The sequence below is a fragment of the Mycobacterium sp. genome (assembly GCF_035640695.1).
Lineage (GTDB): Bacteria > Actinomycetota > Actinomycetes > Mycobacteriales > Mycobacteriaceae > Mycobacterium.
In genome coordinates this window covers 12368-25470 of sequence record NZ_DASQVQ010000152.1, presented here as the reverse complement: position 1 = coordinate 25470, position 13103 = coordinate 12368, and the positions used below count along the sequence as shown (strand labels likewise).

The following is a 13103-nucleotide window of genomic DNA, read 5'->3' as shown; positions in this document are numbered from 1 at the left end:
TGCTGCGGGCTACAGCGTGCCGATGCTGGCCTGCCGGTCCTGGGCGAAACCCCAGTCCAGCAGCGCGGCGGCCTGATCCCAGTACGTCGGGCCGCCATCCTTGACCAGCCCGTACATCATCGAGATGACCAGGCGGCGGCCGTCGCGCTGGGCCGCGGCGACGAACGTCTTGCGGGCGGCGTTGGTGTAACCGGTCTTGCCGCCCAGCGCGCCGGGGTAGCGGTGCAGCAGCTCGTCCTCGTTGACGATCGGCCGATCGCCGTTGTCACCGGGGAACATCGCCGACGGCTTCGACGTGACCTCGGCGAACACCGGGTTGGCCATCGCAGCGCGGAAGATGATCGCCAGGTCGCGCGGCGTCGTCCAGCCGGTGCCGCCGGGCCCGTCCAGTCCGGACGGTGTCGCGGCGTGGGTGTCGGGTGCGCCGAGCGCGGCGGCCTTCGCGTTCATCTTCGCCACCGCGGTGTCGAAGCCGCCGAGCGCGTCGGCCAGCGTGTTGGCGGCGTCGTTGCCGGACACCAGCAGCACCGCGTCGAGCAGCTGGCGCACGGTGTAGCTGCGGCCCGGCTTGACCCCGACGCAGTTGCACTCGACTTGGGTGTTGGCCGCCGAGGCCACGACCGTGGTGTCGAGGCCGACCTCGTCGAGCGCGGTCAGGGCGAGCAGCGTCTTGATCGTGCTTGCGGGTGGGTGGCGGACGTCGATCTCGCGGCCGGCGAGTATCTGGCCGGTGTCCATGTCGGCGACGATCCAGCCCTGTGCCGGCCCGGCGGGGATCAGCGCCGTGCCCGGCGGCTGGACTTCGGCGTCCGCCGAGGCGACGGGGGAGTGCAGACAGAACACGCCGGCAACGGCGATGGCGAGGACGGCGAAGACCTTTCGCATGGGCGGTGAGCCTAGCCGGGCCGAGCGATCGTGTTCAATCAATCCGTGCGCTCAGCCCCTCGCCAAGTCAGCCGCCTGCCATTGCCCCGACCACCAGCAACGGCTCGGTGCCCATGGCGACAGCGTCGGGGAGCGGGTCGTCGGGTGAATCGTGGGAGAGATCCTGTTCACAGGCGAACAACCGGATGAACCCTCGGCGCCGTCCTGTCGAGCGGTCGCGGATGGTGCCGCAGAGCATGGGATAGCGGCGCTCCAGCGCGTCGAGGACCGCGCGCTGGGTGACCGGCGCCTCGATCGGCAATGTCACGATGCCGTGGACGTGGGCGAGGTTTCGCAAGTGGTACGGCAGCACCACTTGGACGGCGGCGGGGTGTTCACTCAAGGGTCTGGACCTCGACGGAGAGCACGGCCGGAAGGTCGCGCATGACGGGCGTCCAGCTCTGCCCGGCGTTCGCCGAGGCGTATACCTGACCGCCGGTCGTGCCGAAGTACACGCCGCAGGGGTCCAGCGAATCGACCGCCATCGCGTCGCGCAGCACGTTGACGTAGCAATGGCGTTGCGGCAGACCGTCGGTCAGTGCTTCCCACTCGTCTCCGCCCGTCCTGCTGCGGTACACGCGCAGCTTGCCGTCCGGCGGATAGTGCAGCGAGTCACTGGTGATCGGCACGACGTACACGGTGTCGGGCTCATGGGCATGCACCGCGATCGGGAACCCGAAGTCGGTCGGCAGGTTGCCGCTGACTTCGTGCCATGACTCGCCGGCGTCGTCGCTGCGCATCACGTCCCAGTGCTTCTGCATGAACAGCACCTGCGGCCGGGACGGATGCATCGCGATGCGGTGCACGCAGTGGCCGACTTCGGCGTCGGGATCGGGGATGCCCTCCGAACGCAGCCCCCGGTTGATCGGCCGCCAGCTCTTGCCGGCGTCGTCGCTGCGGAACACGCCCGCCGCGGAGATCGCCGTGAACATGCGGTCCGGGTCGTTTCGGTCCAGGACTATCGTATGCAGGCACATCCCGCCGGCACCCGGCTGCCAGGACGGCGCCGAGGCGTGGCTTCGCAAAGCGGGCAGCTCCTGCCAGGTCTGGGCGCCGTCACTGGTGCGGAACAGGCCGGCGTCCTCCACGCCCGCATATACCGTGTCTGGATCGGTGGGCGACGGCTCCAAGTGCCAGACCCGGGCAAACTCCCACGGATGCGGCGTGCCGTCGTACCACTGGTGAGTTCCTGGCTCGCCGTCGTAGCGGAACTCGTTGCCTACCGGGCGCCACGTCGCGCCGCTGTCGTCGGAGCGCTGAATCAGCTGTCCAAACCACGCGGTGGACTGCGACGCGTACAACCTGTCGGGGTCGGCCGGCGAGCCGGCGACGTGGTAGATCTCCCAGCCCGCGAAGTGCGGCCCGCAGACCTGCCAGTCCGCCCTGTTGCCGTCGGCGGTCAGCACAAACGCGCCTTTGCGCGTGCCCACCAGCAGCCGTACTCCGGTCATGCGCACTCCCTCTCAGACATGCATGGTGTCATGACAGTAGAGACCGACCGGAGAAACCAAACTCATCGCTACCGAACACGGCGGATCCTGCATCTTACCGCGCGAGCTCGGCGATGAAGTCGGCGACTGAGCGCGGTCTGCGGTTCAGAATGGCGTGCAGGACAAGCGAATTGCCGCCGTGAAAGCCATGCCGGTCGTAGTCGGCGAACATCGTGGCTAAGCCCTCGGGTCCCGGGGGGACGTCGTCGGTATCCTCGGCCCGCAGCAGCCGCCCCGCCACCCGACTCATCATCTCGGCGATCTCGACCCGATCGACCATGCCGCCGGCGGCGAGCTCGAAAGTGCCGCGCGACAGGCGTGACTCGACGAATGCCAACGCGGCGACCTCCGCTACGTCGCGGTAGTCGACATAGGTCATCTTCGAGTGCTTCGACCACGGCGCAACGACGGCGCCGGTCTGCAGCGCGCTTCGATAGCTGGCCTCGAGGGCCTGGACGTACATCGCCGGCTGCAGCACGGTGAAGTCCAGATCGGACGCATACAGCGCCTCCTCGACCGGACGCGTTCCCGCGTGATTCGGCAGGCTCAGCGACGGGTGGTACACGCCGTTGTACACGAGCTTCTCGACGCCTGCGTCGACGGCGGCCGCAACGACGTTGAGCGCCATCAACGTGGCGTCGGGGTGAAACGCCGGGGTGATCAGGAAGACCCCTTCCACACCGTGCAGCGCCTCGGCGACCGCGTCGGCGTCGGCCAGATCCACCTGCACCGTCTCGGTCGCGCCAGCTCTACGAGCCTCGTCGGCCTTGGCCGGATCGTGGGCGGCGCCGCGGACGTCGATTCCATGCGCGACGAGCGCGGTGACGACGTGGTGGGCGTACTGCCCGGTCGCGCCGGTCGCCAGCACCTTCACTCGCGCGGCTCCGGCCGACCGGTAGGCGTGAGCGCGACCACGGGAATGGTCCGCGACGTCTTGCGCTGGTATTCAGCGAATCCCGGATACCGCTCGGCCTGCAGCGCATACTTCTCGTCACGTTCGGCGCCCTGCAGCTCGGTGGCGTGCACGTCGAGGATGTCGTCGCCGACTTCGATGCGGGCGTCGGGGTTGGCCTTGAGGTTCCAGTACCACGCGGGGTTTTCGTCGGCACCGGCCTTCGAGGCGAACACAAGATATCGGCCGCCGTCGGCGAGGTACATCATGATGTTGGTCCGCGGCTTCCCGCTGCGTGCACCGACGGTGTGCAGGACGACCAGCGGTGCACCCTCGAACTGGCCACCGACGCGACCGTGATTAGCGCGAAACTCGGCAATATTGCGCTCATTGAAATCGTTGCCATCGCTCATCGAGATTCCTCACATCGACTAACGTCTCGTACCGCCATGTAGCCGGCTACCCGATTGTCAAAGCCCACCCTGCCGTCCGCCGCGCGATTTTCGCAATGGCAAGGCGCACACAACGGGCGATCGCCCCGGCCCACCACTGCCAAGCAGTGAGCGGCTCAGAGCGGTCTGACCATGCTCAGTCAAATCCTTTGAGCCAGCTGGCTGGCGTCTCGCTTTGCAGCGACCAGGCCGCCGAGTACACCCCCGGTTCGCCGCCGAGCATCCGCACAGCGTTCTCCAGCTGGCTGTCATCACGCTGGTCGGTTCCCAGTTCAGCCTGTACGGCGGTCTGTCCCGGCGTGTTGATGGGAACGGCACCGATCGACTTCAGTTGAAAGCCGGTCTCGGCGATGACGTCGGTTACCTGTGCGCGCACCCGGTCCACCGCTTCCGTGTGACACACCACTTCGATCCGGTAGGCGGCGGGCAGTTCTTCCCGCAACGGCTCGAAGCGGAGCCGATCCATCCTTCTGCCGAGCGGGTGCAAGACACCGTTCGCGAGGATGACGATCCCGGCCCCGGTAAGCGCTTCACGCCACATCCATGCCCCGGCCAGCGCACCGATAGCGCCCGTCGCCCAGAGCGTGGCTGCGGTGTTGAGCCCGGTGACCGACATGCCCTGTTTCATGATCACGCCGCCGCCGAGAAAGCCGATCCCGGTCGCGATCGAGCCGGCGACCTGGGCAGGGTTCGAGTTCGGGTGGAAGGTGTAAGCCCCCAATACCACAAAGAGCGCGGCGCCCATGCTGACCAACGCCATGGTCTGCAGGCCGGTTAACCGGGACCGCCATTGACGTTCGATCCCAATCCCGACGCCGAGTAGGACCGCGAAACCTACGCGCACAAGCAAGTCGATACCGCTCATGGAACGAATCTTGACCGTGCGATCGCGTATGCGTACACCGGTTCGTCCGAACTATTGTCGAATATTCTTGCCCGCCAGACTCCACGACACCTGATCGGTGTTGGCCCTTTCGCTCGAATCGTGCTTGCGGCACAGCATCGGCGGCACTCGGCGACACCGCACCGGCTGAACCTGCGCTCGCTGAAATGCCTCGAAGGGCGAGTACGGCCGTTGACCGTTTGTGCGGCCGTGCCTGAAAATGCGTGCATGGGCGAGGTTCGAGCCAAGAACCTGATGAGCCCGGACGAGACACTCGAGTTCCGAGGGATCAAGATCCAGCAGGTCGACGTCGGTGACCTGACTGTAGGGCGGATTGTGACGCAGCCAGGATGGCGGTGGTCCACGCACGTGCGTCCACATGTCGGTGGTGACTGGTGCGAGGCGCGTCACGTGGGGGTCGTGTTGTCGGGCCGGTTCGCAGTCGTGATGCGCGACGGGACCACGCTCCGGTTCGGGCCGGACGACGTCTTTGAGATCCCACCCGGTCATGACGGGTACACCCTCGGGGACGAGCCGTGCGTCCAGATCGAGTGGTCGGGGTTGCGGGCCTTCGCGGGATTCCGGCTCGCCGGCACACACAACCGGGCGCTGGTCACGCTGCTGTTCACCGATCTCGTTGACTCTACGGCGATGGCGAAACGACTGGGTGACGTCGCCTGGCGAGATGTGCTCTCCGCACACTATGAGGCAACGCGGCTGGCGTTGGAACGCCACCACGGCCACGAGGTCAAGACGACCGGAGACGGGCTGCTCGCGACCTTCGATGGGCCGGCCGCCGCGTTGCGCTGCGCCGCCGCGGTAGGCCGGGCTGCTGGTCGGGAAGGCCTGCAGATCCGTGCCAGCGTTCACATCGGAGAAGTCCAACTAGTCGGGACCGATGTGCGCGGCCTCGCGGTGCATGAAGCGGCACGGATCCTCAGCGCGGCGACGGCCGATGAGATCCTGGTGTCAACCACGACGCGCGCACTGGCGGGCAACGCGGGGTTCGTTTTCCGGCCCCGGGGCACGCACATTCTCAAGGGCCTGCCTGGCGAATGGGAGCTCTTCGCATGCTTCGAGGAAGAAAAGCCCCAAGCGGACTGAAGCATCGACGACAGGCCGACCCCGACCGCGTCGAGCCGCCAGGATTGCGAGAAGCTTTCGCATAAGCTCTGACCTCGGCTTGGCCCGCCCGATCGTGTTCAATCAAGCCATGTTGAGCCTGGAAGAGATCTCGGATCGGTTGGAGATTCAGCAGCTGCTGATCGACTACTCCACGGCGATAGACCAGCGCCGCTTCGACGACCTGGACCGGATCTTCACCCCGGACGCCTACATCGACTACCGGGCGATGGGCGGCATCGACGGCAGCTATCCAGACGTCAAGGCATGGCTGAAGGAGGTGCTGCCGAACTTTCCCGCCTATGCGCACATGCTCGGCAACTTCGACGTCCGCATCAACGGCGACACGGCCTCGTCGCGGACGATCTGCTTCAACCCGATGGTGATGGGCGGCGAGCGGGGCCAGATCTATTTCTGCGGACTGTGGTACGACGACGAGTTCATCCGGACGGCCGAGGGGTGGCGGATGAGCGAGCGGGTCGAGACCAAATGCTTCGACAAGCTGCTCTGATCCACGCCTTCAGCGCGTCTGCACATGACGCCAATGGCCAGCGAACCGTTCATTTCCCGCAGGTGCCAAATCCGGCCGAAATGTTTGGGAACAAACGCTCTTCGCGGCGGGCTGCCCGATCCTGAGCAGCGCCCCAGGCCCTCTTATATGCTTCTTTTGGCACAGCTAACAGGAGGAGGCTGGTGCCGGATAGCCAGCCGTGTACCAGTCGGCGCGGGACCACATGACCCGGCCGCGATTCAGTGGCGGCCACACCAGCTCGGTGCTGCCGGCGAGTAGATCGGCAACTTCTCGCTCTCGCTGGTCTCAGGCAGTGGTGCTGTTCACCGCGGTTGCGGCGGCTCACGCCGTCGGCCAGGTGATTGTTTACCAAGAGAGTCACACTCCCTCGACTGGGGTCCCCTTTTTCCCCGGCGACGGGGTCACGGTCGCTGCCCTGCTCCTTGTACCCCGCCAGCTGTGGCCGGTGGTCTTGGTGGCCACGTATTCCACCGAGCTGGTGAGCCACTTCGCCTTGCACGAGACGCTGGCGACGGCATTCGGGCTGGCGCTCTCCAACACCATCGGCCCGGCGCTGAGCGCATGGCTGGTGCGGCGGTGGGTAGGTGGCGTCCCGCTGCTGAGCCGGCGCAAGGACCTGGTCGCGTTCGTGGTCGGCGGCGCCATCGCGGGGCCGGTGCTGGAAGCCCTGACCGGGCCGCCGTTCGCCAGGCTTTCCGTGCCGGCTTCGGGCCCGTATCTGGCCATGATGGCGCGGTGGTGGACCGGAGACGCTCTCGGCGTGTTGCTCGTCGGCGGGCTGATCCTGGCCTGGGCCACCGAGCGCGGCGGGCCCATCCGGTCCCGGTACGCGGTGTTCGAGGCCGCTGTCGTCGCGACACTGCTCGTCCTGGTGACGTGGGCCGTGTTCTGGCGCTGGCAACCGACTTTCTTCACCTACTTGACCCTGCCCATAGTCGGTTGGGCCTCGCTGCGATTCGGCACCCGGGGGGCCACCACGGCCGCCGCCGTCGTCGCCAGCCTCGCCCAATGGGCCACGCTGACCGGCCACGGCCCGTTCGCCGCCAGCGCCGGGACCGGGACCAACTACAACCTGGCGCTGTGGCTGGTGCAGCTGTTTTTGGCGGTCCTGACCCTGACCGGGCTGGTGCTGGCCGCCCAGGTGGCCGAGCTGACCGCTTCACGAACCCGGATCGTGACGGCCACCGACGAGGCCCGGCGGCGGATGGAGCGGGACCTGCACGACGGCGCCCAGCAGCGACTGGTTTGCCTGATCCTGCAGCTTCGCATGGCGCACGCGGGCGTGCCCCCTCACCTCGGCGAACTCAGCGCGGAGATCCACCGCGCACTTGCCGACGCAGTCGGCGCGCTGGACGACTTGCGGGAGATCGCCCGGGGCATCCACCCGCAGGTGTTGGCCGCCGGGGGGCTGCCTCCGGCCCTCAAGGTCCTCGCCAGCCGCGCCGCGGTACCGGTCGACCTCGAGGTGCATCTCGATGGCCGGCTCCCGGACGAGGTGGAGGTCAGCGCCTACTACCTGGTGGGGGAGGCGTTGACCAACGCGGCCAAGCACGCACAGGCCAGCGCCGTCACCGTCCGGGTCGACGTCGACGGGGATGTCCTGTGCGTCACGGTCCGCGACGACGGCGTGGGCGGCGCCTCCTTCGCCCAGGGCACCGGCCTGGGAGGGCTCAAAGACCGCGTGGAGGCAATCGGCGGCCGGATCTTCCTTGACAGCCCCCGGGGGGCGGGCACCAGCGTGCGCGCAGAGCTTCCACTCACCCCCGCCAACGGCGCCGTTACGACGCGCTAGATGTACTGTCCAGGCGGTTGTTAACGGGCGCCGGCCCGGTGGATTTCCACTGCCGACCGGCGTTCTGGCACAATGGTCGGCTGTCCGTGGACCCGACTACGGCCGGTTCGCGGTCAGACCCACGCGAGGCAAAACCGGATCCGGGCACGCCGCCCGGCATCGCTGAATTGCAGCGTGATACCCACAGGAGAAGTTTCGACCATGGCTGTCAAGATCAAGCTGACCCGGCTTGGCAAGATCCGCAATCCCCAGTACCGCATCGCCGTCGCCGACGCCCGCACCCGCCGCGACGGCCGCTCCATCGAGATCATCGGGCGCTATCACCCGAAGGACGAGCCGAGCCTGATCGAGATCGACTCGGAGCGTGCCCAGTACTGGCTTTCCGTCGGGGCCCAGCCCACCGAGCCGGTGCTCAAGCTGCTGAAGATCACCGGGGACTGGCAGAAATTCAAGGGACTGCCCGGGGCCGAGGGCACGTTGAAGGTCGCCGCGCCCAAGCCGAGCAAGCTCGAGCTGTTCAACGCCGCGCTGGCCGAGGCCGAGGGCGCGCCGACGACCGAGGCCACCACGCCGAAGAAGAAGGCCGCCGCGAAGAAGGCGCCGGCCAAGAAGACCGCCAAGGCCGCCGAAACGCCCGCCGAAACGCCCGAGGCCGCCGAAACCCCCGAGGCCGCCGAGGCCGAGGCGACCGCCGAGCCCTCGGGTGCGGCCGATAAGTCCGAACCGGCCGCCGAAGGTCCCGACGCCACCGCCATCGCCGAGAGCTGAGCACCGCAATGAGCTCAGTCGTCGTCGACGCAGTCGAGCACTTGGTCCGCGGCATCGTCGACTATCCCGACGATGTCCGCGTCGACATGGTGACCAGCAGGCGCGGCCGCACGGTCGAGGTCCACGTCCATCCCGACGACCTGGGTAAGGTCATCGGCCGCGGCGGTCGCACCGCCACCGCGCTGCGCACGCTGGTCGCCGGCATCGGCGGCCGCGGCATCCGCGTCGACGTGGTGGACACCGACCAGTAGCCGAGGCGCTCCGCCAACATGGAGTTGATGGTCGGCCGCGTCGTCAAGACGCACGGCGTCACCGGTGAGGTCGTCGTCGAAATCCGCACCGACGATCCGCAAAGTCGGTTTGCTCGGGGCTCCTCGCTGCGTGCCAAGCCGCCCGGCGACGGCGCCGAGCGCCGCTACACCGTCGAGTCCGTGCGCGAGCACGGCGGGCGGTTGCTGGTCCGGCTCGCCGGTGTCGCCGACCGCGACGCGGCGGACGCGCTGCGTGGCGTCGTCTTCGTCGTGGACTCCGACGAGCTGCCGCCGATCGATGATCCAGACGAGTTCTACGACCACCAGTTGGAGGGGCTGCACGTGCGCACGACCGCCGGCCGCGACGTGGGAATCGTCGCGGAGGTGCTGCACACGCTCGCGGGCGAATTGCTTGCCGTGCGACCGCCCGCCGGCGGGCAGGAAGTCCTGGTTCCCTTCGTCAGCGCCATCGTGACGTCAGTGTCGTTGCCGGAGCACATGATTGAGATCGATCCGCCCGAGGGCCTGTTGGAGCTGAGGTAGGCGTGCGCATCGACGTCATCACGATCTTTCCCGGCTACCTGGACGTCTTGCGGCAATCGTTGCCGGGCAGGGCGATCGAGTCGGGCACCGTCGTGTTCGGCGTGCATGACCTGCGGCGCTGGACACATGATGTGCACCGCTCGGTGGACGACGCGCCATACGGCGGCGGTCCCGGGATGGTGATGACAGCGCCGGTCTGGGGCGAGGCGATGGACGAAATCTGCACTCCTCAAACGCTTCTCGTTGTTCCCACGCCTGCGGGCAGACTGTTCGACCAGTCGACGGCCCAGCGGTGGAGCACCGAGGCGCACCTGGTTTTCGCGTGTGGCCGCTATGAGGGCATCGACCAGCGTGTCGTCGACGACGCGGCGCGCCGGATGCGTGTGGAGGAGGTCTCGATCGGTGATTACGTGCTGCCGGGCGGCGAGTCCGCCGCCGTCGTGATGATCGAGGCGGTCGTCCGGCTGCTGCCCGAAGTGATCGGCAATCCCCTATCACACCAAGACGATTCGCATTCCGACGGGCTGCTGGAAGGCCCGAGCTACACCCGCCCGCCCAGCTGGCGCGGCCTCGACGTACCCGATGTGCTGCTCTCCGGCGATCACGCGAAGATCGCCGAGTGGCGCAGGCGTGCGGCGCTGGAGCGGACCCGCGAGCGCCGGCCGGATCTGTTGGATTAGTCGACCCGCCGGCCAGGGAACATCGCCGGTGGCGCATCGGGCGGGGGCTCCGTCCGCGCCATCGGCCCGGGAGCCATCACGTGCGGACCGGCGTCGTGCCTGCCCAATGAATGCCCGTGGACCTTGGCTTGGCAGCCGGTGACCAGTGCCAGGCTCAGCACTGCTGCCATCGCCGCGATCAGGCGTGACGTGTCGGACCGCATACCCCTCCTTGGGTTTTCGACGTCAGGGCGCAGGGCTCGCCACGCCCCCGGGCACCGGTCAGGTTAGTAGCCGGCAGCACGCGCGCTGTCAGGTGGTGCTTCGGCCGATTTCACTGGCCGCCGCCCTTCTGGCACAATTGACCAGTTGTCTGCGCGGCCTGGGCAGCCGCCCGCGCGGAACACCACGACGCCAATCCATCGGCTCGGCGACCGCTTCGCGCCCCGCGCGAGCGCATGTGCTTCAGAGCCGCGACCGCAAGGAAGTAGCGATGAACACGCTGGACTTCGTCGACCAGAGTTCTCTGCGCGACGACATCCCGGCCTTCGGCCCCGGCGACACCGTCAACGTGCACGTCAAGGTGATCGAGGGCTCGAAGGAACGCATCCAGGTGTTCAAGGGCGTGGTGCTCCGCCGGCAGGGCGGCGGCGTCCGCGAGACGTTCACCGTGCGCAAGGAGAGCTACGGCGTGGGCGTGGAGCGGACGTTCCCGGTGCACTCGCCCAACATCGACCATATCGAGGTGGTGACCCGCGGCGACGTGCGCAGGGCCAAGCTGTACTACCTGCGCGAGCTTCGCGGCAAGAAGGCCAAGATCAAGGAAAAGCGCTGATCACGGCGTTGCGCCGGGCGCTGGCTACGCTGATCTCGTGACCGACACCGCCGATCCGGCCGACTCGTCATCGTCACCGGCCGCGACGAACGAACAAGCCGCGCCCGCCGAGGACAAACCGGACGACAAACGCGAGGACGAGCAGAAGAAGAAGTCCACGCTGCGCGAATCGGCGATCCTGATCTCGATCGCCGTGGTGCTCTACTACCTGATGCTGACGTTCGTGGCGCGGCCCTACCTCATCCCGTCGGAGTCGATGGAGCCCACGCTGCACGGCTGCACGGGCTGCGTCGGCGACCGCATCATGGTGGACAAGCTCACCTACCGTTTCGGCTCGCCGCAGCCCGGCGACGTGATCGTGTTCAAGGGCCCGCCGAACTGGAACATCGGCTACAAGTCGATCCGCTCGCAAAACACCGCGGTGCGTTGGGTGCAGAACACGTTGTCAGTCGTGGGGTTCGTGCCCCCGGACGAGAACGACCTGGTCAAGCGGGTGATCGCGACAGGCGGCCAGACCGTGGAGTGCCGGGCGAGCACCGGGCTGACCGTCAACGACAAGCCGCTTTACCAGCCGTTTCTGAGTCCGCAGACGATGATGGCCGATCCCGCCGTCTATCCCTGCCTAGGCCCGGAGTTCGGGCCGGTCACGGTCCCGTCCGGCCGGTTGTGGGTGATGGGCGATAACCGCACCCATTCGGCCGATTCGCGTGCGCACTGCACGAGCACGCCCGCCGATTCGCAACGCGGCATCCAATGCACCGGTGACCCGATGTCCGGCACGGTTCCGATAGACAATGTCATCGGAAAGGCGAGATTCATCGCCTGGCCGCCGTCGAGGTGGGGACTTGTGAGGTCGGTGAACATTCAGCGCGGGGAGTAGCAGGTCATGGGCACGTGGCCGCCTCGCGCGGTTATTCGGAAGTCGACGGGGCTGCGCACCCTGGAGTCGGCGTTGTACAACAGCGCCCTTGGGCCGGTGGCCGGGGTCGACGAGGTCGGCCGCGGCGCGTGTGCCGGCCCGCTGGTGATCGCGGCGTGTGTGCTCGGCCCGAACCGGCTCAAGAGCCTGGCCGAGCTGGACGACTCGAAGAAGCTCACCGAAAAGGCCCGGGCGGCGCTGTTCCCGCTGATCTGCCGGTATGCGCTGGCCTACCACGTGGTATTCGTGCCGCCCGCCGAGGTGGACCGTCGCGGTGTGCACGTGGCCAATATCGAGGGCATGAGGCGCGCGGTCGCGGGGCTGCGGGTCCGGCCGGGCTATGTCCTTTCCGACGGATTCCGGGTGCCCGGATTGCCGATGCCCTCGTTGCCGGTGATCGGCGGCGACGGCGTCGCGGCGTCGATAGCGGCTGCCAGCGTGTTGGCCAAGGTCAGTCGCGACACGCTGATGGTGAAGCTGGACGGGCAGTTTCCCGGGTATGGGTTCGCCGACCACAAGGGTTACTGCACACCCGCGCACGGTGCCGCGTTGGCCGCGCTCGGACCGTGCAGCGAGCACCGATACTCGTTTATCAATGTGCGCAACGCGGTTCCCGTCTTCAACGAGGCGATGGCCCAGGAGCGGCTGGAGAACGGGTGAGGAAAGATATGTGCACACCGAGCGAAGGACAGCTGTGTCGATGAGTGCCGAAGATCTCGAAAAGTATGAAACCGAGATGGAGCTCTCGCTCTACCGCGAATACAAGGACATCGTCGGTCAGTTCAGTTATGTGGTTGAAACCGAGCGGCGCTTCTACTTGGCCAACAGCGTGGAGTTGATCCCCCGCAACGCCGAGGGTGAGGTGTATTTCGAGCTGCGGCTCGCCGATGCCTGGGTCTGGGACATGTATCGTCCCGCCCGGTTCGTCAAGCAGGTGCGCGTGATCACGTTCAAGGACGTGAACATCGAAGAGGTGGAAAAACCCGAGCTGCGCCTGCCCGAATAGCCCCGGATAGCAGCGCCGTTCCGCCAACCCCGGCT

18 protein-coding genes are annotated in these 13103 nt (G+C 67.3%); 11 read left to right on the top strand and 7 right to left on the bottom strand.

Going from position 1 to position 13103, the window contains the following annotated elements:
* Window positions 1-9 precede the first annotated feature (9 nt).
* The 6 genes from VE759_RS18110 to VE759_RS18085 form a co-directional block, all read right to left on the bottom strand.
* Window positions 10-885 carry a D-alanyl-D-alanine carboxypeptidase family protein gene (locus tag VE759_RS18110; protein WP_324934963.1) on the bottom strand — a complete coding sequence of 292 codons (876 nt, stop codon included), beginning with the start codon at window positions 883-885 and terminating at the stop codon, window positions 10-12.
* Window positions 886-952: 67 nt separating this feature from the next.
* A complete protein-coding gene (locus VE759_RS18105) occupies window positions 953-1267 on the bottom strand; it encodes a MoaD/ThiS family protein (protein WP_324934961.1) in 315 nt (104 codons plus the stop codon).
* Window positions 1260-2375, bottom strand: coding sequence for a WD40/YVTN/BNR-like repeat-containing protein (locus VE759_RS18100; RefSeq protein WP_324934959.1), 1116 nt, complete (start codon window positions 2373-2375; stop codon window positions 1260-1262). Before VE759_RS18100 ends, VE759_RS18105 begins: the two co-directional genes overlap by 8 nt.
* Before the next feature lie 94 nt (window positions 2376-2469).
* Window positions 2470-3288, bottom strand: a complete 819-nt coding sequence (locus VE759_RS18095; RefSeq protein ID WP_324934957.1) for an SDR family oxidoreductase — start codon at window positions 3286-3288, stop codon at window positions 2470-2472.
* Window positions 3285-3719, bottom strand: a complete 435-nt coding sequence (locus tag VE759_RS18090; protein WP_324934955.1) for a nitroreductase family deazaflavin-dependent oxidoreductase — start codon at window positions 3717-3719, stop codon at window positions 3285-3287. The genes VE759_RS18095 and VE759_RS18090 overlap by 4 nt, the downstream gene beginning before the upstream one ends.
* A gap of 175 nt (window positions 3720-3894) precedes the next feature.
* On the bottom strand, window positions 3895-4623 hold the full coding sequence (locus VE759_RS18085) for an MgtC/SapB family protein (RefSeq protein ID WP_324934954.1): 729 nt from the start codon (window positions 4621-4623) through the stop codon (window positions 3895-3897).
* Window positions 4624-4869: 246 nt separating this feature from the next.
* On the opposite strand from VE759_RS18085, the gene VE759_RS18080 reads away from it, so the two are divergent.
* From VE759_RS18080 to trmD, 7 genes are all read left to right on the top strand, one after another.
* Window positions 4870-5745, top strand: a complete 876-nt coding sequence (locus VE759_RS18080; protein ID WP_324934952.1) for an adenylate/guanylate cyclase domain-containing protein — start codon at window positions 4870-4872, stop codon at window positions 5743-5745.
* A 109-nt stretch (window positions 5746-5854) separates the two neighbouring features.
* Window positions 5855-6274 (top strand): nuclear transport factor 2 family protein, encoded by a 420-nt coding sequence (locus tag VE759_RS18075; RefSeq protein ID WP_324934950.1) that lies wholly within the window; start codon window positions 5855-5857, stop codon window positions 6272-6274.
* Between the two features lie 223 nt (window positions 6275-6497).
* Window positions 6498-8087, top strand: a complete 1590-nt coding sequence (locus VE759_RS18070) for an MASE1 domain-containing protein (RefSeq protein WP_324934948.1) — start codon at window positions 6498-6500, stop codon at window positions 8085-8087.
* A gap of 201 nt (window positions 8088-8288) precedes the next feature.
* Window positions 8289-8855 (top strand): 30S ribosomal protein S16, encoded by a 567-nt coding sequence (rpsP, locus tag VE759_RS18065; RefSeq protein ID WP_324934946.1) that lies wholly within the window; start codon window positions 8289-8291, stop codon window positions 8853-8855.
* 8 nt (window positions 8856-8863) lie between these two features.
* A complete protein-coding gene (locus VE759_RS18060) occupies window positions 8864-9106 on the top strand; it encodes an RNA-binding protein (protein ID WP_324934944.1) in 243 nt (80 codons plus the stop codon).
* Between the two features lie 18 nt (window positions 9107-9124).
* Window positions 9125-9649, top strand: coding sequence for a ribosome maturation factor RimM (gene rimM, locus VE759_RS18055; protein ID WP_324934942.1), 525 nt, complete (start codon window positions 9125-9127; stop codon window positions 9647-9649).
* A gap of 2 nt (window positions 9650-9651) precedes the next feature.
* Window positions 9652-10329, top strand: a complete 678-nt coding sequence (gene trmD / locus VE759_RS18050; RefSeq protein ID WP_324934940.1) for a tRNA (guanosine(37)-N1)-methyltransferase TrmD — start codon at window positions 9652-9654, stop codon at window positions 10327-10329.
* On the opposite strand, the gene VE759_RS18045 is transcribed toward trmD, so the two are convergent.
* Entirely contained in the window at window positions 10326-10532 is a 207-nt protein-coding gene (locus tag VE759_RS18045) for a hypothetical protein (RefSeq protein WP_324934938.1), read from the bottom strand. The two genes, trmD and VE759_RS18045, sit on opposite strands and share 4 nt — an antisense overlap.
* Window positions 10533-10801: 269 nt before the next feature.
* On the opposite strand from VE759_RS18045, the gene rplS reads away from it, so the two are divergent.
* Genes rplS through VE759_RS18025 form a run of 4 tightly spaced genes read left to right on the top strand, consistent with a single transcriptional unit; the run spans window position 10802 to window position 13068 of the window.
* Window positions 10802-11143: a 50S ribosomal protein L19 gene (gene rplS, locus VE759_RS18040; RefSeq protein ID WP_324934936.1), complete on the top strand. Its 342-nt coding sequence runs from the start codon at window positions 10802-10804 to the stop codon at window positions 11141-11143.
* A gap of 37 nt (window positions 11144-11180) precedes the next feature.
* Window positions 11181-12023 (top strand): signal peptidase I, encoded by an 843-nt coding sequence (lepB, locus tag VE759_RS18035; RefSeq protein ID WP_324934934.1) that lies wholly within the window; start codon window positions 11181-11183, stop codon window positions 12021-12023.
* A gap of 6 nt (window positions 12024-12029) precedes the next feature.
* A complete protein-coding gene (locus tag VE759_RS18030; RefSeq protein WP_414687950.1) occupies window positions 12030-12722 on the top strand; it encodes a ribonuclease HII in 693 nt (230 codons plus the stop codon).
* Between the two features lie 40 nt (window positions 12723-12762).
* On the top strand, window positions 12763-13068 hold the full coding sequence (locus tag VE759_RS18025; RefSeq protein WP_267316933.1) for a DUF2469 domain-containing protein: 306 nt from the start codon (window positions 12763-12765) through the stop codon (window positions 13066-13068).
* Window positions 13069-13103: the final 35 nt, after the last annotated feature.